Here is a 20,457-nt window from a genome sequence, read left to right on the forward strand (position 1 = left end):
ACTTTAATTAAAAAATATGGTATTTTTACTTATAAGTACAAATAAGGGCATTTTATTTTTTGTATTATGACTAAGTTAGAGGGGGTGCGCTAAATACTTATTGTTTCTCATAGAACATTGATATGTATATATTTATGAAAACCCTTATCTGCACTAATAATAATATTGGAGGAATAAAATGAAAATAAAAACATCTATTTTGTTGTCTATTATTTTAATCTTTAGCGTCTTTTCTTCAGCATCTGCTGAAGGAAATCGGAATGTCGATTCGAGAGAAAAAAATATTAAAGAAATAAAAGAATATATAGAAAAAAATGTACCTTCAATTATTGCCTCTTTGCAAGAGCTTAATGTTGAAGATGCCACATTAAGTAATATCGAAAAGACTATAGAAACTTACTATAAGGAAAATCCTGCGCCGTCCGCTGCAAATGATCCTGCATTATCTCTTGCAATTATTTTCCCTGGGGAAGTTAAAGAAATGGGAGATGAGTATCAACACTCTACACTAAATATTAATGATTTTCTTTCAACAAAAAAAGAAATAAAAAATAAAGAAGACAATATTATAACATTTAAAGACAATTACGGAAGTATTGATGTTTATATCTCATCTCTAGGAGAGATTTTTATTTTAGAAACGCGACAGTTTGACGAACCAAGTCAAAAACAGTCTATTGTACAAAATGTCCCTTTAAACACATGGAATAATACTAGTACTAGCACTACGACTGGTATTGGGTATAATGCTCTTGGATTCAAATTATTCACGTTAACTGCTTCAGGCTCATTTAGATATAATGGTAGCGATGTACAAACCTTGAATAGTGATGGTAACTGGGAGAGACATTTTTGGGGGTCAACACTAGATATTTCAGAACGTGCACTTGGTGCTTCTCGGACAATTCATATTGGGAATTATAAGTATGCAGAAGTGTATTCACGTCTTTACTTTGAAGGTGGAATTGGAGTGCGGTGGGCACAATTTGTTTTAAATTCAGCCACTGTCGAAGTCAATGTTGGTAGTACTGTGACTGGTAATTTATATGGGGCTGCCGTAACAATTTAAGTTATGTCAATCATATAACCATATGAATACAATTACGGTGGCTGAGTGATACGCTTAATCCGGCCCCAATCGAATCCCCGTTGTCAGGCATGCATGTACCGTGTCCGAGCAACGAATTTTTCATGTCAATTCCCACCCCAAACCGAACATATATTCTGTATTGACATAGAGGGCCTTGCCTTTGGCTAACAGTTCCTACTGCCAAGCCTGTAGCGGACTTGCACTGCCTACTTATCGCCCATGCCGGGCGCACACCAAAGGAAGCGGCAGACTGGGATACTATGTCCCGGCCTGCCGCTTCCTTGTTGATTTTTCCCCAACATTTCCCCGCATCAAGACTTCACAGGCTCCTAAGCCCGGACAGCCCCTTTCATTTCCTTCAATGAAGCCATCACGGAGTTCCCTCCGCGCCCGAAATAATTATGCAGCTTCAGATACTCTTGATACAACCGCTCGTAAACAGCCGTGTTCTCCGGGTTAGGGCGGAATGATTCCTCGCGTATATGCGCCATCCGGGCTGCTGCTTCGAGAATATTATCATAGCCGCCCTCGGCCGAACCCGCAGCAACGGCTGCGAACATTGCCGCTCCCAGCGCGGCTGTCTGCGTGGAGGCTGCAATCTTAATTTCCCTTCCCGTCACATCGGCATAGATTTGCATCAGCAGATGGTTGCGCTGAGGCAACCCCCCGCATGCATACAGCTCATCGACAGCTACGCCCTGGTCGACGAATGCTTCGATAATTTTCCGGGTTCCGAATGCGCTGGCTTCGAGCAAGGCGCGGTAGATTTCCTCCGGCTTGGTAAGCAGTGTAGCGCCGATCAGTACCCCGGACAAGTCCGCATTGACGAGTACCGAGCGGTTTCCGTTCCACCAATCCAGCGCCAACAGTCCCGTAGCGCCCGGTCGATAAGCCGCAGCCCGCTTCTCCAGATAAGCGTGCACCGATTCTCCCTCTTCCTGAGCGGCCTCTGCCACATATTCCGGCACCGCCTGCTCGACATACCAGGCGAACATATCGCCTACAGCGGATTGCCCCGCCTCATAACCATAGTAGCCGGGGACAATCCCGTCCTTGACGACCCCGCATATCCCTTCCACCATCGCTTCCTGCTCGCTCAGCAGCAGATGGCAGGTGGACGTGCCCATAGCCATCACCAGCTTGCCGGGCATGACGGCGCCCACGGCAGGGACCGCGGCATGGGCATCTATGATGCCTGCGGCAACGGCCGTGCCCGGCCGAAGGCCCAGCGCAACGGCCATCTCGCCGCTCAGACCGCCGGCCCTAGACCCCAAGGGCAGCACCTGTCCCCGCAGCTTGGTCTCGGTCAGCCGATCAAGGCGAGGGTCCAGCGCAGCGAAAAAATCATGGGCCGGGTATCCCTGCTCCTGATGCCAGATCGCTTTGTACCCGGCGGTGCAGCTGTTCCGGACGAGCTGTCCGGTCATCTGAAGCACGACCCAATCCGCCGCCTCCATGAATAGATCCGCGGCTGCGTACACGTCCTCCGCTTCCCGAGCGACCTGCCATATTTTCGCGATCATCCACTCGGAGGACTGCCTGCCGCCATACCGGGCAAGGAACGACTCCCCTCGCTGCTTGGCAATCTCGTTCAGCCGGTTCGCTTCATCCTGCGCGGCATGATGCTTCCACAGCTTGACCCACGCATGCGGGTCATGGGACCAGTCGGGCAATAGACATAGAGGCGTCCCGCCCGCGTCCAGCGGCATCATCGTGCAGGCGGTAAAATCAATGCCGATGCCGATCACTTCCTCCGGACGGACCCCCGACATCCGGAGAACCTCCGGCACGGAAGCGATAAGCACCTTCAGATAATCGCCAGGGTGTTGCAGTGCCCAATCCGGCTCCAGCCTGCGACCCGTCCCGGGCAGCACTTCATCGATGACGCCGTGGGGATACGGGGTCACATGCGAAGCGACCTCTCTCCCGTCGGCGATATCGACGAGCAGAGCTCTGCCGGACTCCGTGCCGAAATCAATTCCGATTGTATATTGGCGCGCCATAGGTTCCCCATCTCCTTTACTTATATAGTGGACCGAAGGCTTGGCACGCGCGGTAATCCGCACCGACCGGGTCCATCCCGCCGAAGGAGGTCCAGGCCGAAGGTCTGAACACCCGCTCTTCCGGCACATTGTGCATGCTGACAGGAATGCGCAGCATGGAGGCCAGCGTGATCAGGTCGCCCCCGATATGGCCGTAACTGACCGCCGCATGGTTGGACCCCCAATGGTTCATCACCGTATACACATCCTTGAACAGTCCCTCCCCTGTTGTGCGAGGCACAAACCAGGTCGTCGGCCAAGTCGGATTGCTGCGCTGATCCAGCTTGTCATGTACCTCCTCCGGCAGCTCCACAGTATAACCTTCTGCGAGCTGAAGCACAGGGCCGATCCCTGCTACAATGTTCAGGCGCGCCATCGTCACCGGCATCCCTCCACGGGTCGTGAAGTCGGTGGAGAAGCCGCCTCCGCGGAAGAAATCGACAGCGGGGCACCACCGGGTCGCCTGCAGGCACCGCTCGGCATCCTCGCTCGTAATGTCCCAGAACGGCTTCATCGCAGGCTTACCGTCCACCTCCATCTGTCCCGTGGCATCCAGCGCCGCCGGACCTGAGTTGATCAGGTGGATCAGGCCGTCAAGCGCCGCTCCTTCCAGCTCGTAGCCGGTCACGCGCTTGACCGCGTCCGGGCTCCAATACGTACGAACATCCGCGAAAATCTGGGCGGCGTTCGTCAGCAGGTGACCGAACAGCATCGTGACTCCATTGAGCGTATCGTTCTCCGTAGCGAGCATGAACGGCTCGCGAATGCCGTTCCAGTCGAACGAGGAGGTCAGGATTGCTTCCATGAAATCCCCGTTCGGGAAATAATCCGTCCAAGCGCGCTGCCCCTGGAAGCCCGCCGCAATCGCATTGCGCCCGAGCGCCTCCTCCCCGAAGCCAAGCTCAGCGAGCTTCGGATTGCCGATCATCAGATCGCGCGCAATCAGCGTCATCTTCACGACCGTCTCCCAATCGCCCTGCTTCTGCTGCTCCGATCTCTGCAGGTGCTCGGGGTTCACTTCCGCCCCCTCGATGCAGTGCTCCTTGGTCCAGGCCAGCGCCTTGTCAAACTCCTCACGGTCATAGATGCCAAGCTCCATTCTCCGCACAAATTCCGTCATGTCGACGTATTCATTGCGGATGCCCAGGTACCGCTGGAAGAACGATTCGTCCGCCAGGCAGCCGGCGATGCCCATCGACACATGGCCCATCGACAGGTAAGACTTGCCCTGCATCGTCGCTACCGCAAGCCCGGCGCGGGCAAATTGCAGCAGCTTCTCCTGTACGTCCGGCGTAATCGAGCTATCGCCGATATCCTGTACGTCCCGTCCGTAGATGCTGAACGCAGGCAAACCCTTCTGATTATGCGCCGACATCGCGGCAGCGAGGTACACCGCCCCCGGCCGCTCCGTACCGTTGAAGCCCCAGATCGCCTTGGGCCGATACGGATGGGTATCGATCGTTTCCGTCGGATAGCACCAGGACGGCGTAACAGATAGGGTCAGGCCTACGCCTGCGCGGGCAAACTTCTCCTCGGCCATGGCCGCTTCCACGACACCGCCGATGCAGGTGTCCGCGATGACGCATTCCACGGGGAGCCCGTTGCTATGTCTGAGGTTGTTTGTCAATAATTCGGCTGTCGCCCGGGCCATCTCCATCGTCACATCTTCCAACGATTCGCGGATTCCCCCGCGTCGTCCGTCGATGATCGGCCGGATGCCAATCCGCGGCAGGCTCCCCTGCAGCCGGTTATTCCCTGTATAATTCGTAGTCATAGCGATCTCTCCCTTTGGCTTGATGGGGTCATAAGCGAGACGGCACGCCCGAATTCCATGAGCGAAGTTGAAGCGGCCCCGCAGCCCCAGTCGAATATCGTAAATTCCCCGAGTCCCCCAACAGGCGTCCCGTCATGATGATTGAAATTTTCCATATGAAAGCCGTAATCCTGTTCGTTGAATTGCGGATGCACGCTCTCGTAGATCTGGCTCACGCTCGGGTTAAGCGGACAGTACATCATATAGAAGGAAGCTCGCATCGCCCACAGTGCCCGGGCCCGGTAGCTCTCCCTGCCCGTTAGGCGGTAATATTCCAGGTAAGTTAAAGCGAACAGGCTTTGCCTCGCATCATTCCATTCATCATCGCTGTTCATGACCCCGAACCCGCCAAGCGTAGGCACCGGGAAAAAGGCAGGCTGCCAAATCTGCTGGTAGAGCGACGCCTCGGCAAGCACTTGTTCCCCGGCATCGAGCCAATGGCTTGCTCCGGTAGCCTTGTACAGATCCTTGAGCGCTTCCGCCGTCCAATACATGCCAAAGTTGCATTGGTTGTATAGACCGCTGCGCGGATCACGCACGCCGTACTGCTTATGCTCCCATGACTTGGAGCAGGACCAATAGGTCTCGAAGTCTTCCCAGCGTCCTGCTTGGACGACCTGCATCATGACCATCCCCGCCGCCCGCTCGCTGGCTGCCACATACCGGCTGTCCGGCTCCAGCTCATGAAGCAGGAGCAGCAGCATGATATGCATGGACGTTTCCGGGCTCTCTAGCAAGTACGGCGAGATGCCCGAAGCCGCCGGATCGACCCAGGCGGGAAACGAGCCGTCCTCGCGCTGAAGGCGCAGGAGCCGGTCGACATAGCTCCGGACATAAGGCAGTATTCGCATGTCCGCCTCTACGTCACGGTGCCACTTCAACAGCCAGTAGCACGTCCATGAGCTGTCCAGCAGATGAACGTAGGCTTCGTGCCCTGCCGGGCGACGCGGCCCCGACATGTGCCAGCGGCCGGACTCCCAGCGGTTATCGTCGCCCGCCTGGAAGTAACCGGGGAACAAGCCGTCTTGCTGCGGCGCGCTGAGCGCAAAGTTCAGAGCCAGCTCGGACTTCCGCACCCAGTCCTCGCGGCCCTGCTGCCGTCCCCAGAGCGCATAGCCATATGCAGTGCGCAGCCCGCAGAACCACGCCTGGTTCCATAAGCTCTTCGGCTCGCGCCACTCGTCCTCCCGCCCGTGCCCTGGCTTCTGCCAGGAGCAGACCAGGAAGACCACGCCCCCCACTTCCTGATTCTCGAGGGTGAACTGCTGCCAGGTGACATCCTTCCACCGGTCCAGCGCCCAGCCATAGGCATAGTCCACATAGGGCTCGAGCTCCTGGAGAACGTTAGTCTCGTCCTCCATAGGCATGCGTGTCTTGGCAAAAGCCTCCCACAGGAACTGTTCGACAGCGCGATAGTCCCTATCCCGCTGTCCCTTCGCTTTATCCCACTCCACCAGATAGAATCGGAAGGTGACGGGGGCGGTCATCTCCTCGGCTGCAGGCTGCAGCTTGTGGTACACATGCCCGGTCTCCTCGTAACTGCAGAGACCATACATAAGCCGATGACCTTCTTCGGTATAATCCATGATGTGCGGCAGGAAACGCTCCTGCTCGATGCAGACAAGATCCGGCACCAGCGCCGTCATCCGCTCCTCATTCTCGAAGACGATCGCCGGTGAACGAAACATTTTGTCCCCGACTGCCATGTCTTCCTCCGGGGAGAGATGCGGCTTCCAGGTGCAGGCCAGCGCCTGATCGATCGGCAAGAGCACCCTTACACCGCTGAGCGCCGCTCCGGGACGGCCTGGCCTTACGGTTACCTCGGCTTCTCGAACGCGTCTGTCCGCAGAAGACCGCTCCGGCACATGACGGAGCTGCACGTGAACCTGCACCTCCTCCAGCTCAGCCGCATACCCTTCTTCGCCCGCGGAATCATGCGCCGCCAGCTGCTTCAGTTCGTAGTTCTTCCACTCGCTCTGCGCAAACCATTGCAGGCTCATGCCTTCCTTCAACCATTCTGTCATCGCCGATCTCATCCTTTGACCCCGGACATCGTAATGCCCTGGACATAATATTTTTGCAGTATGAGGAAGATGCCTAGAATCGGTACGGAGCTGATCGTCGTAGCCGCCAGCACCTTCCCCCACGATATATTCCGCAGTGATTGGAACGAAGAAATCGCCACTTGAACGACTTGCTTCTTCTCTTCATTGATGACGACCAGCGGCCACAGGAACGAGTCCCATTGATTCAGGAAGGTCATCAGCCCCAAGGTGATAAGCGCAGGAACTGCCGCCGGAAGCACGATCTTATAGTAAATCCGCATCCAACCCGCTCCATCCATTCGGCCAGCCTCGAGAATATCCCGGGGAATGTCGGTGAAAAATTGAATCAGCATAAATATTCCGAATACCCAGACAATTTGCGGCACAATCAAAGCCTTGTACATGTTCATCCAGCCCAGCTCGCCAATCAGCAAATATTGCGGAATCATAATGACCTCGTAAGGAATTACGAGTGAGGACAGGAATACGACCAGCAACACTTTCTTAAACGGAAAGCGCAGCTTCGCGAAGGCAAAGGCCGCCAGTGAATTCACGAGCAGTCCGGCTGCCGTGACCACGACGGCTACGAACAGCGTGTTGGCCATATAGCGGCCAAAGGGCTTGGAGGGATCCGTGAAGATTGCCTTGTAATTGTCGAGCGTTGGTTGTACGGGAAAGAACAATTCCCAGCCCAACTTGCTGTATTTGAAGATTTCTTCCTGCGTGCGGAAGGAACTCATGATCATCCAGTACACCGGAAAAATCACAAGGAGGGCGATCACGGTCATCATCACCATACGCAGGACGAACAGACCGGTATGTCTTTTATCCATATGAAGCCTCCTCAAGTATCAGGAATCGAATTAATACTCGACATCGGTGCGGAAGATCCGCAATTGAACGACCGAGATGAGCAGCACGATTCCGAACAGAATAAATGCAGCCGCTGAGGCATAGCCCATATTCATCTGCTTGAATGCCGTTTCATAGATATAATGGACGATTGTACTCGTCGATTGGGCCGGCCCCCCGCTGGTGGTGATATAGACCGGAACGAAAATTTTCAGCGCGTCCATCGTCGTAATGATGACCACGAAGGCCGTCGTTCGCTTCAACAGCGGCAAGGTCACCCGAATAAACTGCTGGACTGGTCCTGCTCCGTCGACATGAGCCGCTTCATAGAGCGAATCCGGGATATTGTTCAGTCCGGCCAGAAACACGATCATGAAGAAGCCCATCGCTTTCCAGATACATAGGATGATGATGCCGATCATCGCGATGTCGGGATTGGACAAGAAGTCGGCCACAGGAAGCCCCAGACCTTTCAGAATGACATTCAGCATGCCATAGTCCTTGTTGTAGATCAGCTTGAAGATCGTGGATGCAATGGCGAACGAGACGACGACCGGTAGAAAGTAAACCGTTCGGAAGATACCTACTCCGCGGAAGGTTCTGCGCACGAGCAGGGCAAGTCCAAGCGCGATCATCGTCTGAAGAGGGATGACCACGGCGGCGAAATAGAAGGAATGGCCGAGGCTCGCCCAGAATACCCCGTCGCTCATCAATTGCTTGTAATTATCCAGGCCTGCCGGGCTCGAGCTGCCGGAGATTAGATTGTAGTTCTCGAGGCTGATCAGCAGCGCCCGGGTCATCGGATAGAAAATAAAGACGACGAGCAGCAGAAGCGCCGGCATGATGAACAAGAATGCGGCTCTCGTCTCCTGCTTGTCGTAGACGCCGGATTTGAACCCTTTCACGAAGCTTCCCCTCTTTCGGAGCACACCGAGGGAGAGAAGATTCACTCACTCTCCCCTGGGCGTACTCACTATGGATTATTTCTCGACTTGAGCGATGCCGCTGTCGATCTTGGTGACGGCCTTCTTCAGCGCGGCGTCTACGTCCAAGCCGCCGAGTCCGACATCCTCGAAGAGGAGCCGTACCGCTTCGCTAATCGCAGGATAGGCCGGAGTGACTGGACGAGGCTTCGCATATTTCGCAGACTGCTGAACGAAAATATTCATCGGATATTCCTTCAGCTCCTGGAACGCATCCGCCGTCGACAAACGGGCAGGCAAGTTCTTCGTATCCTGATACCACTGCTTGGAGCCTTCGACGCCGGTCACCCAATTCAGGAATGCCCAGGCTTCCTCCGGATACTTGGTCTTGGATGAGATGGCCATATTCCAGCTGCCGTTCGGCGTGACCTGCTTGGCATCCTTCCAGAGCGGCGCTACGTCGTAATCTTCCCCGAGCTTGAAGTTAGGAAAGTTTTGCTCCAAGCTGCCGAACGCCCAAGGTCCGTCGACATGAATGGCAACCTTGCCGTTGGCGAATGCATCCTGGGGAAGCTCCTTGGGCGCGACTTTGGCCGTATTGTACAAGGAATTCCAGAACTCCAACGCCTTCTTGTTCTCCGGCGAATCCAGATACCCTTTGGCCGTCTTCATATCCGGGCTCAAGATCTCCCCGCCCGCTTGCCAGAGAAACGACATCTCCGAGAACGGGGCTCCCTCATGACCGGCAAATCCCCATGGCGTAGGGTTCCAGCCATAGACGCCGCCCGCCGGGTCATTGAGCTTCTTGGCCGCGTCCAGCACCTGCTCCCAGGTCCAGGCTTCGTCCGGATTCTTGGACGGAAGCGGAATGTTCTTCTGCTGGAACATTTTTTTGTTATAGAACATCGCCAGGCTCGCATCGTTGTTCGGAGCCGCATAAATTTTGCCTTGATACGTCAAGCTTTCCAGCACGGGCTTGGCAATATCGTCTTTATTCCCGTCCTTCGCCATATACTCATCCAGCGGCAGCAGCGCCCCCTGATGGGCGTATGAGGCCAGCGTCGGACCATCCAGCGCCATGATGTCGGGAGGGTTGCCTCCTGCGAGCGCCGTGCGGATTTTGGTCTCATACTGATCGTTCGGGATCAGCTCCATCTTCACCTTGATATTCGGGTACTTGGCCTGGAAGGAGGCGATCAACTTGTTCAGAGACTCGGCCTCCGGCGCGAAATCATGTCGCCAGAACTTCAACTCTACAGCCTCCTTGCCGCCCGCGTCGCCGTTCGAAGCTGCTCCGCCAGGCTTGCTGCCAGATTGGCAACCGGCAGCACTTAATAACGTAACGGCTGCAAGAAGCAGTACTGCTGCTCTTTTCTTCATAAGACCCTACCTTTCTGTCACTGTTAGTGTCTTGCATAAGTAGAGTACCACCGGGTAGCCCTTCCTTGAATTCACTCGTTTGGGTATTTGGCATTCAATATAATCGGTTCGTTTCCTTGAGCCGCTGGATGCGGTATTCATTGGGGCTTACGCCGTACAGCTTCTTGAAGGAGCTGCTCAGATAGCTGGCGTTGGCGATGCCAACCAGCTCCGCAATATCCGCAAGCCGCAGATTCGGGTCCGCCAGCAATTCGGCCGCCTTCCGTATGCGCACCTGGACCAGGTATTCGCTGAAGGTCACCCCGGCCTGCCGCTTGAACAATTCGGATAAATAAGTCGTATTGATGTGGAACCGGTCCGCTAATAGCGACAGACTGATCTCATTCATATAATATTGATCAATGTGCTGGCGGACCGCTTCGGCCACGGCCGTCCCGCCACTGACGCGGGAACGCCGGATGCCATCCATAACGAAGGATGCAAGCCCCTTCAAGTACGCGATCGCCGCCTCACGAGTCGTGAATTGCCACTGCGTCACCGGGAACAGCCAGTCCTGCGTCTGCTCCGCGGTAATCCCGTTCTTCCTCACGGCCTGCTCGAGCAAAATCACCACACGCAGCATAAAGGTATGAATATCCTGAAGAGAACCGCCGCTGGTCTGAATTGCGCCTTCCAACGTATCGGCGAACCGTTCGAGATCAGCATCCTCCAACAGGATCAGCAGACGCTTCTCCAGCTCCGGCTGCAGCGGCTCCGAAGCGTTCCCTTCCCCATCCGCCAGAATTGTCTGCGTCACGGCTCCCGACTGACTCTTGCTCCATGTGAGCAGAGCCGACAGGAACGCCCGGCGGATGTGCGGCAAGCCGACAACAGGCTCGCCCACGGCGACGACCGACTCTATCCGCAGTTGAATGCGCAACTGCTCGTGCACTTGCCGGATCAGCAGCCCCGTGACACGCTCCAACTGCTCCTGCGTATCGGCTGCGATGAAATAATGCATCATATGGATATAGCTGGGGTGGTGAAACGCGAATACGATCTCTTCGAACTGATCCTGCTGAATAAGCTCCCGGCATAGCATCTGGAAAGCCAGGCGGAATAAACCGGTCTTGCCGGAGTCGTCCAGCCTGCCCGCCGGCAGGCGCATCTCGACGCACAGGAAGCGCAACAGAGCGCCCTCCTTGGCGAGCTGCGTGAACTTCAGCGATGCGATATCGCTGCGCAGCGGGAGCAAATAATCTTCGCCCTCATCGCTGATTAATGCCAGCATCAGCTGCTCCCTCACGACCGGCAGCGCTTGCTGCAGCTTCCACTGCGCTTCGCTATGCTGCGATTGCTGGCGGCTGTCCGCTTCGAGCTCCGCGCGGAGCTTCTTAATAAGCTCCTTCAGCTCACTGCCCACGACGGGCTTGAGCAAGTAGTCCTTGGCCCCGCATTGAACGGCAGCCTTGACATAGTGAAAGTCGTCATGGCCAGATAAGACGATCACCTTGAGCAGCGGATACTGGGCTGCAACCCGCTTGAGCAGCTCCAGTCCGCCCATGATCGGCATCTTGATATCCGTAATAAGCACATGGAAGCTCCCTGTCTCCAGCAGGTCCAGCGCTTCCTGTCCGTGATTGGCCTCTCCCGCCACCTCGAAGCCGAGACTTGCCCAATCCATCTTCAACCTTAGGCCGGTACGAATCTCCTGCTCATCGTCTACAATCAGTACGTTATACATAGCCAACCCCCTCGATTCTGGGAATGCGTAATGTAATCGCCGTGCCTTGACCCGGCGAAGAGTCGATCGTGACCTTCAGACGGTCTCCATAGAACAAATAACACCGTGCGATGACGTTGCGCAGGCCGATTCTTCTGCCCGAAGCGCCCAGCACCGTAGACATATCGCCGTGCGTCAGCTGCCGGTAAATCTCGTCTATCGTCTCCGGAGGCATGCCTACCCCGTTATCCTGGACGCCGATATACAGATGCTCCTGGTCGCCGCGGACCGATACATGCACGACGGCGGTCATCGCATTCTCCAGACTGAACTTGACGGCATTCTCGACCAGCGGCTGAAAAATGAACTTTACGATCGAAGCCTGCTCCAGCCCCGGCTCCACTCTGATCTCCATATCCAGCCGCTGGCCGAAGCGTATCTTCAGGATCGAAGCATAATGACGGATATAGCGCAGCTCCTCCTTCAATTGGACGACATCCGTATCCGTCCGCAAGGAAAACCGGAGCATCTGACCCAGCGACTCCGTCACCTCCACGACATGCTCCGTCCTGCCTTGGGCGGACAAGCTACCTATCGTCTCCAGCGTGTTGTATAGAAAATGCGGATTGATCTGCATCAGCAAAGCCTTGTACTCTGCGTCCTTGCGCCTCATGTTGGCCTGAAATTCCGTCTCGATCAAGAACCGCAGACGAGCCACCATTGAATGAAACACTTGGACCACATAGCCCACCTCCGACGGCCGCTTAGGCATATGAGCGGCGATCTGTCGTTCAGCAGCCATCAGCTCGCCGCGTACGACCAGCCTCATGGCCTGGACCAGATTGGACAGAGGCCGCGCGATGCTCCCCGATAATCCGAATGCCGCCGCAATAGTGAGCAGCAGCAGTCCCCCGGCTATGACGAGCATCGTCTGCTGGACCCGGGTCATTTTCTCGAAGAGCTCGGATTCCGGCACTTCTCCGATGATGACCCAGTTCGAGTTATTGAGCTTCCGGTAGAGCACGAGATGACGCTCTCCGGAGCGATTGACGGTCCATTTGCCGTCCGTATGCTTATCCTGCTGGATCTCTTCCCAGACCTGCTCATAGCTGGCCATGTCCTTCGGCACCTCCTGATCGAGCACCGGTAGGCCGTTCGCATCCAGCACATAGACCCGCCCCGTCTCGCCAATCTTGATCTTCTCCAGCGGCTGACGAATATTTTCAGTCAGCACATTGACCTTGAGCACGCCTATATTCCGAAAGGTGCTCAGGTGCACGAGATTGAACAGCAGGCTATTGACACTTTTTCTCTGCAGGAAGTGAGGCTGGTACTTATCAGTATGCGCGGACGCCCAGCGCTGGTCTTCCTGCTTGAAGGCTATATACCAGGGACTGGTCAAGTAGGACGTATCCCGAAATACCTGATCGCTGATGCCGACCGCCATGCCTTTGTTGTCGAACAGCGTAATGGAAGAGATATAGGTCTGATTGAGTGCAATCGAGGAAAGAAACTTACGGAGCTCGGCATCGAGCTGCACCTTTTTATTGTCGGGCAAGTCGGGATTCATATGCCCCTCAATCCACTGCTGCGTGACATCGTTGCTGAGCACCTGATTGGCTACATCTTCCGCCTGGTTCGTCAGCGTATTGACGAAGGTCGCGTATTGGTCCATCGTCTGCGAAGTCGACTCTTCGATGGAATTGCCGATCTCAGCATTGGATATTTGAGTCAGCACGACCACCATCGTGACAAACGGTATGATCAGAAGCACGATGAAGGTAAGCGTTAATTTTCCCCGCAATGAATACATCAAGATCCACCCCCTTCTTACAAGCGTCCGGCCATTCCTAGCCATTTTTACCTTATCACGTTCATGAAAGCGCTTTGAATTTTAAATATTCGGTATCTTTCATATAAAATTATCGGCTTTTCCTGAGTCTCTTATCCTTCTATAGGAGAAGGATTCGTCTTAGCCTTTCTATTCCGCATGTTTTCTCTTGTAAAGTTCACCGCGTAGGTTGTCGTATCCTGTCGGAATTACAGTTATTTTTTTCACAGGGCCAGCCCATGACTCCTGCTACCCTCTCCTACTCGAAGCCCGAACAGTGTCCGTAAACGTAAAAAAGAGGACCCCTGGGGAATTCAGGAGCCATCTCCTTGCCAGCTTCCAGAGCTGTTTTATGAGTTACTTGCTTCCTTATGCCAGCATGTTCGTCAGTACCGTGACCGCCCCTGAGTACCAGTGTAGATTTAGGAATGTAATTAGATCTTTTTGTTATAGGCTAACTTTTTTAATTTTTTCCATTTTTTATTCATCTAACTCTATTTCAGAAAAATATAAACCTGTGTTGTTTGATTTTCTAAGTTATGATAGACTGCAATAGTATCCAAATTATTCATAAGATGGGTGGTTGTAGTTTTTTAGTATATTTGAAGGATGCTGTAATATTCAGATACTTTTATTAAGGAGGATCAAGGATTGAAGAAGAAACTGCTTATTCCGCTCACTTTAATGTTTTCAATCTCATGGACAGCTCTTTTTGGAGGAAGTATAAACGCACAGGATCAGGATGCAAAGATAGAACAAGAAGTAACTCATGTCTTATCTGAAAAAGAAGCTTTGCTAAAATACAGAGTTGTTGATAATGAATATAAACGAGAAGCAGCTACCGTTGTCTATCCTAATGCCATCGATCAATTAGACGTAAACTATTTAGATGTGATAGTTAATGAAATTACTAAATACGAGAAACAGCATCCTCACGCCAGTGAAGATCAAATCAATGAATATTTTATGGAACTTTGTAAAATTTATAATTCAAAAAATCAAAACAAAAGTTTTAATGCTGCAACTGCTTTAAGTAATGGTTTTTACAATATAATTGGTGGTAAAGCTCAATTGAATGCTCAGGAACAGGCTTTATTTGACTCTAACCCTAGTAAAGGGGCAAAAGCCATAGTCGCTGGAAAAGAGGCTTGGGACTATACAGAATATAAATTTGGATTTAATGGTCATAACGATAAAAGCGATGCATTTAGACATGCAGCGTGGAATATATGGATTATGGGTTTCACGGATTGGAGTTGGGCATATGACTGGACTACTGCCCATGAAGAAGGTTCGTCTTATAATCCAGCATTGGAGAAAGAAATGGATTTAAATAACAATTCAATCGGAAGATTATATGGTTCTATCAATAATATTAGTCCCAACAGCACTCCTGCTCAAACTAGAGCTGCTATCATATCTGCATACAAATCTGGTGACTTAAAATATTTTTATTGGTCATCCTTTACTGGCACTGTGCTAGTAAAATTTACGGGATATGATAGCGATTTTATCAATTAACTTTTTAATGCTTTTCTGAATTTCTTTAAAGTCATCCCCTCCTTATTGGACAAATGATTAAATATCAGTTCGGAGGGGATTTTTCTAATTTAATTTACTTGCAACTTTATTGCATTTAAAAACATCTATAAGTAAAACGGAACAGAAAGGATTAGCATGAAATCAAAACTAAAAGTGATTTTACTGATAGTAACTATTGTTGTTATTTTAATAACTGTTATTATTACGTTAAACAATTTTGCTGACATGTTAGGTGATACCTATCAAAAAATGAATTAGTTCTTTATGATTCCTTAACAAATACCTCTCAGCTCATCCGGCTCCCATTATCCAGCCCAACTTAAATAATTCTTCTCCCATTGGAGGAAAAGTGTTGGTTATCGCTTTGCAATCTGTGCGAGCCAATCCCAGGCGCGTTTGCGTCTCTGTCTGAACTTTTTGTACTTCCTCATCGTCCATTCCAGCAGTGCACGATTCATGCGTCCATATACCGAATGCATTTCCGCTTTGTAGTGCATCCATAATAGTTGAACCAACCTCTTAGAACGGGATTGAACATCCTTGACAAGTCTTCCAAACTCTTTTATGACTTCAACTGAATTCGCCACGTTCGGATCGTTGCCACATGGCTTTCTTGGAACAAGTGACTTGCGCCCGGAATGAAGCTGACGAAGTAATTCCCTCTCCATTCATGGCTCTACGCAGTCGAAACGTATAGCCCAGAAAATCAAACGCAATTTCTTCATGTCTCCACATGAGTACCGAATTTCCTCTATAATTTGATCCAGTTTCTTTACTATTACATCTGGCTGCTTTTTCCGCCAATGGATATACCCCACAATAGTAAAGGCTATATAAATGAATACCAGAGCAAAGAGTAGTGACAATAATTGTACTATTCCTTTCCCCTCTTCATGATACTTTAATATTTTCTCATAGATTCATTGCCTTATCTATAAAAAAAGAAGAAGGGGAATCCACCCTCCTTCGAATATTTTATGCTTGATCTCTTATAAATCGGGCCAAAATCTCTGAAGAACACCAGTCCCTCCTTGAGCACTAGAGTTAAGATTTTTATAATACCAAAGCGTATGATTGTGCTCAAATCCAGTTTTCCAGATGTATTGGTCACACGAATACCGGGCTTTGTGGCATACGAATTCTTTGCCGTATTTGAGCCTAATGCTACATTAAAAGTCCAGCGGCCATACTTATTTGTGATACTACTAGAATCTACGAGGTTCACGGGAGCTCCACCAAATGTCCAGGCGAAAGATGGAATGACTCCGGTTAACGATACCACAAATGAATTATTTGAAGGAGCATTTATCGGTCCGTAGGACAGCAACCTCTGTGCAGAAAATGACTCAATACTTGCCCGTGTTACAATTTGCCTTGTTTGATAGTCATTAACTGGTTGAGAATGATTAAAAAACTTTACATCCCATGCCGATGCTCGTTGTCCATTAACCGTTGTTGCCCCTTGTTTGTAGTATTCGACTGTACTATATGTCGTCTATAGTATATGGTAAGTAAATAACTATATAAGGAAGGGCTGGAATTTATGATCTTAACAAGATTCAGTAGCAATGCTTTAATTCGAGCAGCAGCTATATTATCTGTGCTGTTGGGTTTATTGTATCTGCCTTCTAACTATTCATTGCCCATTATTGGGCTTGGTCCCGAGCTTGAAGGAGGGCAACAACTAGCAGAATTTTGGGCCATGTATGCAATGTACGGAGGCGCTATAATGTTCATTGGCTCTTTCTTACTGAATGTAAGTCGTTCAATTTCGTTTAAACGTATTGTTTTAGCTGCTTGTCTCATCGCTACATTTTTACTGATTGCCGCGCAGCTCCCACCTCTATTCTGGTGGATATTTGTTGGAAGCGCCGTTTTCTCTTGGTCAAGCGTACTTGGTCTATCTCTCCATCTAGCTTTGTTGCTTCTTGCACTACGGGGAGCAATAGTAACGATTCACTCCATTGAGCGCCTGAAACTAAATAAATAAAAAGAGGGAGGGAAGCACGATGCTCCCCTTCTTTTTTATTTCCGGCTGTTCTCAAGTCCAGTACAAACCGCTAGCTTGAAATTCAACTATAGAAGCCTCAACTGCAAAAATATTAGCTTCCTTCCCCTAATAGATTTCAATACCTCGCCGCTTGATTTTCCTTCAATCTCGATAAATCCAGCAACTCAATGTTTTGGTGATTTAGAATTGTATCCAACGCTTCTTGGTTCAACTTCGTAAGCGCAATTGTATATCTTTCCCATCTGCGTTATGGGCGCGGGCATAAAATATAGAGTCTGCACGCCCACGCGCTCTAGCAGCTTCTAACCCCGCTACAGTTCGTTCACGAATAATTAAACGTTCAAATTCAACAAATTATCTCTTTAGTATAAACTGTAAGCATATAACCATTGTCTGGCTCTAAATTACTTACTTCATCAATTCCATCTGATTCAATGAATGTCATTCCATCAAAATCGGCTTTATCTAAATATAGTGATAGAACATCATTCATGTCATTAACCTTTTTCAAGTCACATTCGAAAGGTAGTTCTATCCCTTCGTGATAAGACACTATGGAAACGCGGATTGCTGGGATTTGATAATCACCCCAAAAATAAAATACAAAAGACTTCCCTTGATAATGCTCTCTCAAATATCTAGACCAAGAGGTTTCAATAAAGCCAAAAACATGTTGGAGTTCGTTCATTGAGATATTCTTCTTTTTAATCAGTTTGTTCAGCTTTTGAATGGTGTAAAGGTTATAACGAGCCTCAGCATTGTATTGTTCTTTATCGTTAGAGAATAATAAGTTTGGATGTTTTGCTATTTCCAAAATTTCGTAATATGCCTTTATTCTCTTATTTTTAAGAAAATTAATCATTTTAAGTCACAACCTTCAAATATAGTCCATCTATATTGTACCATATACTGGAATGTTATTCTTCGTATCGCTGTAAATTCTCTTCTAGTCGCTGTGAAAATGTGTACTGCCTAATTTGTCACGAACCAACAGTAATTTGGATATAATCTACCCCCGACTATCTTAAAGCAACCTGCTCCCGATCCCAATAAAAATAAAAAATACCCCCTCTTTTAAGAGAGGGCAATCCCTCATTATCTTCTCATCGTTATTTTCCGTTCCAAACTAACAGTGAACAGCACTCCACATGACTCGTCCACGGGATTATATCCCGCTGCGGTGCTTCATGCTAAAACCCGCAATCTCTTGTTGTTACTGCATTCTTAAAAATGACCTTTAGGCTCGCCGCGGCAGTGATATGCAGCTTTATGCCAAATTCCGTCCCCAATCTGTCCCCAATTTAAAGTTCTAACTCGAAAATCCACTGGACTATGTGTCCTATATTCAAAAATGAACCAACGTACTTGCTTTCTCTTTGTCATCATTGACGATTAATTCCAATTAACAAAAATCACCAAAGACACCCTTATTCTCTACATAGACTATTTAAATAAGATCATCAAATAAACTAAGTTGTTGAATATCTTCATTTGGTTTTTTCTTTACATCTACTTTATTCTCAGCTACAGATTTTTGCCCAATAACAATCGACCTATATCCTTCTACAGAGGATAATGCTTCCTGCAATAAATTAGCTCTATGTAAAGAAACATAAAGAGCAGCTGATTTTGCCTGGCAGTTTATCGATTTTTCAGGATTAAACTCAATATCTGTGAATGCATCATATTCAAATAACTTCTCACTAAGCTCTCTATTCATAGCTAGGGCATTTATGTACAACCAATCATAAAACAAAGTTTTAGGCTCTAGTTCCCATTTCCTACTAAAAAACTGAAAATGTAAAAGCCTACCACTTCCCTTAATCCTTGGATCTTTCTTAGCATCCCTTGAGGATTTTTCATAAAGATCTAGAAATGGTCCTCCACATTCAAACACCTTGCTTGCCTGGAATGCAGTTTCAACACTAAACTCTTTATTATTTTTTGTTCTTATCATAAGATTAAAAGCACTTAAAGAAATACCTAATAGCTCAAGTGATTTGCTGGAAATCTCCAAAACATTAATTGAGGGATATATGTTTAACAGTCGTTTATGTAACGAAGAAATAGATTTTTGTTTTTGTGATATTGCAAACCCAGGGTACCATTGAAATTCAATGTCCCTAACTTCAACAAATCCTTTTTTCTCTGGACTTGATATAAAAACTGGTCTCTCAGCCATAAGTCCTCCTTATTTATCTCCAATATTTAAAATCATTTCGCCCTCTAAACAAATGCTCCACAACTTTAGATTTTACATTTTTAGGAATGAGATGTTCATACCGTTTCTTAATGGATGGCTTTTCAAATGCAACCCCCCATATATAGTCTACCTCGATATTATTAAAAACCAAAATTTCCGCTTGAGGGTTGGTTGGATAAGTCTTAGGAATATCTAAGACCTTTCGTAACGGTTTGTCTGGGTATTCATCATACATACGTGTAAACGCCTTTTTCCCCATTCGACTCTGAACACTTTGTGCAGTAATATTTGCACTTGCCGCATTTTCAACGCAAAAAGCACATTTCTTTTTCCACAGCACTTTCTTCTCCACCCCAAGGACAACCCAATCAACATTTCGGTCTTGATTTCGATACTTATAAAACATTTTATAATTTGGGAATTCTATAGAGAGACAGATTGCATCAGTATGACCATCTAATCTATGAGAATCATTAAATTCATAACTTAACTCTTTACCATCCAACTCATCTACTGATAGAAGCCCATGTTTAAAAATGCTCTTGAGATTTTTAGCCTGTGTAAAGTGCACTAAATATTCTATTCCGTACTCATTAACAACTTCCTTCATAAAATCCCCCTAACCCGATCCTCATCCGGATACTAATTATGGACTCATCTCCATTCGCCTCCTAAATTATACCATGGGTTGATACGCAGGATACTATTGTATTGATTACGCTCTTTAATTTAATTATTTAATGACTGTTTCTACATTCACATAAAACTCTTGTCAGGAGGGCATCATTAAACACCGTTCCTACTGCAGTTCAAAGCCTCGTATTTCTCCCTACTAGATAGGTTCATCTTCTTTAAAGCTCTATTAGATTTATTAATAATAGAATAAAAATATAGATCGTTAACCTTTGTGTATATATTTCCCACTTGTATGATAGCCGCGGCAGTGATATGCAGCTTTATGCTGTGTTGCATCCCCAACTGTTTTTTCAAGATATGCATTTTATGAAATACCAACGTTAGGTT

Annotated in this window: 15 protein-coding genes; 3 read left to right on the forward strand and 12 right to left on the reverse strand. The window is 49.2% G+C overall.

Features of this window, described 5'->3' with window-relative positions; all coding sequences use genetic code 11:
- The first annotated feature begins 178 nt into the window (after nt 1-178).
- Entirely contained in the window at nt 179-1,069 is an 891-nt protein-coding gene (locus JFN88_RS14575) for a hypothetical protein (RefSeq protein ID WP_199020017.1), read from the forward strand.
- 350 nt (nt 1,070-1,419) lie between these two features.
- On the opposite strand, the gene JFN88_RS14580 is transcribed toward JFN88_RS14575, so the two are convergent.
- From JFN88_RS14580 to JFN88_RS14615, 8 genes are all read right to left on the reverse strand, one after another.
- On the reverse strand, nt 1,420-3,093 hold the full coding sequence (locus JFN88_RS14580; protein WP_199020018.1) for a ribulokinase: 1,674 nt from the start codon (nt 3,091-3,093) through the stop codon (nt 1,420-1,422).
- Nucleotides 3,094-3,109: 16 nt separating this feature from the next.
- Nucleotides 3,110-4,906, reverse strand: a complete 1,797-nt coding sequence (locus JFN88_RS14585; RefSeq protein WP_199020019.1) for an L-fucose isomerase — start codon at nt 4,904-4,906, stop codon at nt 3,110-3,112.
- A complete protein-coding gene (locus JFN88_RS14590; protein ID WP_199020020.1) occupies nt 4,903-6,969 on the reverse strand; it encodes a hypothetical protein in 2,067 nt (688 codons plus the stop codon). Before JFN88_RS14590 ends, JFN88_RS14585 begins: the two co-directional genes overlap by 4 nt.
- Nucleotides 6,970-6,977: 8 nt before the next feature.
- A complete protein-coding gene (locus tag JFN88_RS14595) occupies nt 6,978-7,823 on the reverse strand; it encodes a carbohydrate ABC transporter permease (RefSeq protein WP_199020021.1) in 846 nt (281 codons plus the stop codon).
- Nucleotides 7,824-7,853: 30 nt separating this feature from the next.
- On the reverse strand, nt 7,854-8,747 hold the full coding sequence (locus tag JFN88_RS14600) for a carbohydrate ABC transporter permease (protein ID WP_332908485.1): 894 nt from the start codon (nt 8,745-8,747) through the stop codon (nt 7,854-7,856).
- A 75-nt stretch (nt 8,748-8,822) separates the two neighbouring features.
- Nucleotides 8,823-10,145 (reverse strand): ABC transporter substrate-binding protein, encoded by a 1,323-nt coding sequence (locus JFN88_RS14605; RefSeq protein ID WP_199020022.1) that lies wholly within the window; start codon nt 10,143-10,145, stop codon nt 8,823-8,825.
- 94 nt (nt 10,146-10,239) lie between these two features.
- Nucleotides 10,240-11,868, reverse strand: coding sequence for a response regulator (locus tag JFN88_RS14610; RefSeq protein ID WP_199020023.1), 1,629 nt, complete (start codon nt 11,866-11,868; stop codon nt 10,240-10,242).
- Nucleotides 11,861-13,660, reverse strand: a complete 1,800-nt coding sequence (locus JFN88_RS14615; protein WP_199020024.1) for a cache domain-containing sensor histidine kinase — start codon at nt 13,658-13,660, stop codon at nt 11,861-11,863. The genes JFN88_RS14610 and JFN88_RS14615 overlap by 8 nt, the downstream gene beginning before the upstream one ends.
- 669 nt (nt 13,661-14,329) lie before the next feature.
- Between JFN88_RS14615 and JFN88_RS14620 the strand changes: the two genes are divergently transcribed.
- Nucleotides 14,330-15,199 carry a DUF6973 domain-containing protein gene (locus JFN88_RS14620; protein ID WP_199020025.1) on the forward strand — a complete coding sequence of 290 codons (870 nt, stop codon included), beginning with the start codon at nt 14,330-14,332 and terminating at the stop codon, nt 15,197-15,199.
- A gap of 377 nt (nt 15,200-15,576) precedes the next feature.
- Here the strand turns inward: JFN88_RS14620 and JFN88_RS25945 are convergent, their stop codons facing one another.
- Nucleotides 15,577-15,888, reverse strand: coding sequence for a hypothetical protein (locus JFN88_RS25945; protein WP_233167869.1), 312 nt, complete (start codon nt 15,886-15,888; stop codon nt 15,577-15,579).
- A gap of 875 nt (nt 15,889-16,763) precedes the next feature.
- Here JFN88_RS25945 and JFN88_RS14630 point away from each other — a divergent pair.
- Nucleotides 16,764-17,210: a hypothetical protein gene (locus tag JFN88_RS14630; protein ID WP_199020027.1), complete on the forward strand. Its 447-nt coding sequence runs from the start codon at nt 16,764-16,766 to the stop codon at nt 17,208-17,210.
- Between the two features lie 367 nt (nt 17,211-17,577).
- Here the strand turns inward: JFN88_RS14630 and JFN88_RS14635 are convergent, their stop codons facing one another.
- From JFN88_RS14635 to JFN88_RS14645, 3 genes are all read right to left on the reverse strand, one after another.
- Nucleotides 17,578-18,093 carry a hypothetical protein gene (locus JFN88_RS14635; protein WP_199020028.1) on the reverse strand — a complete coding sequence of 172 codons (516 nt, stop codon included), beginning with the start codon at nt 18,091-18,093 and terminating at the stop codon, nt 17,578-17,580.
- A gap of 585 nt (nt 18,094-18,678) precedes the next feature.
- On the reverse strand, nt 18,679-19,413 hold the full coding sequence (locus JFN88_RS14640) for a DarT1-associated NADAR antitoxin family protein (protein ID WP_199020029.1): 735 nt from the start codon (nt 19,411-19,413) through the stop codon (nt 18,679-18,681).
- 13 nt (nt 19,414-19,426) lie between these two features.
- Entirely contained in the window at nt 19,427-20,044 is a 618-nt protein-coding gene (locus JFN88_RS14645) for a DarT ssDNA thymidine ADP-ribosyltransferase family protein (RefSeq protein WP_199020030.1), read from the reverse strand.
- Nucleotides 20,045-20,457: the final 413 nt, after the last annotated feature.

This window comes from Paenibacillus roseus (assembly GCF_016424485.1).
GTDB classification, from domain to species: Bacteria; Bacillota; Bacilli; order Paenibacillales; family Paenibacillaceae; genus Paenibacillus_D; species Paenibacillus_D roseus.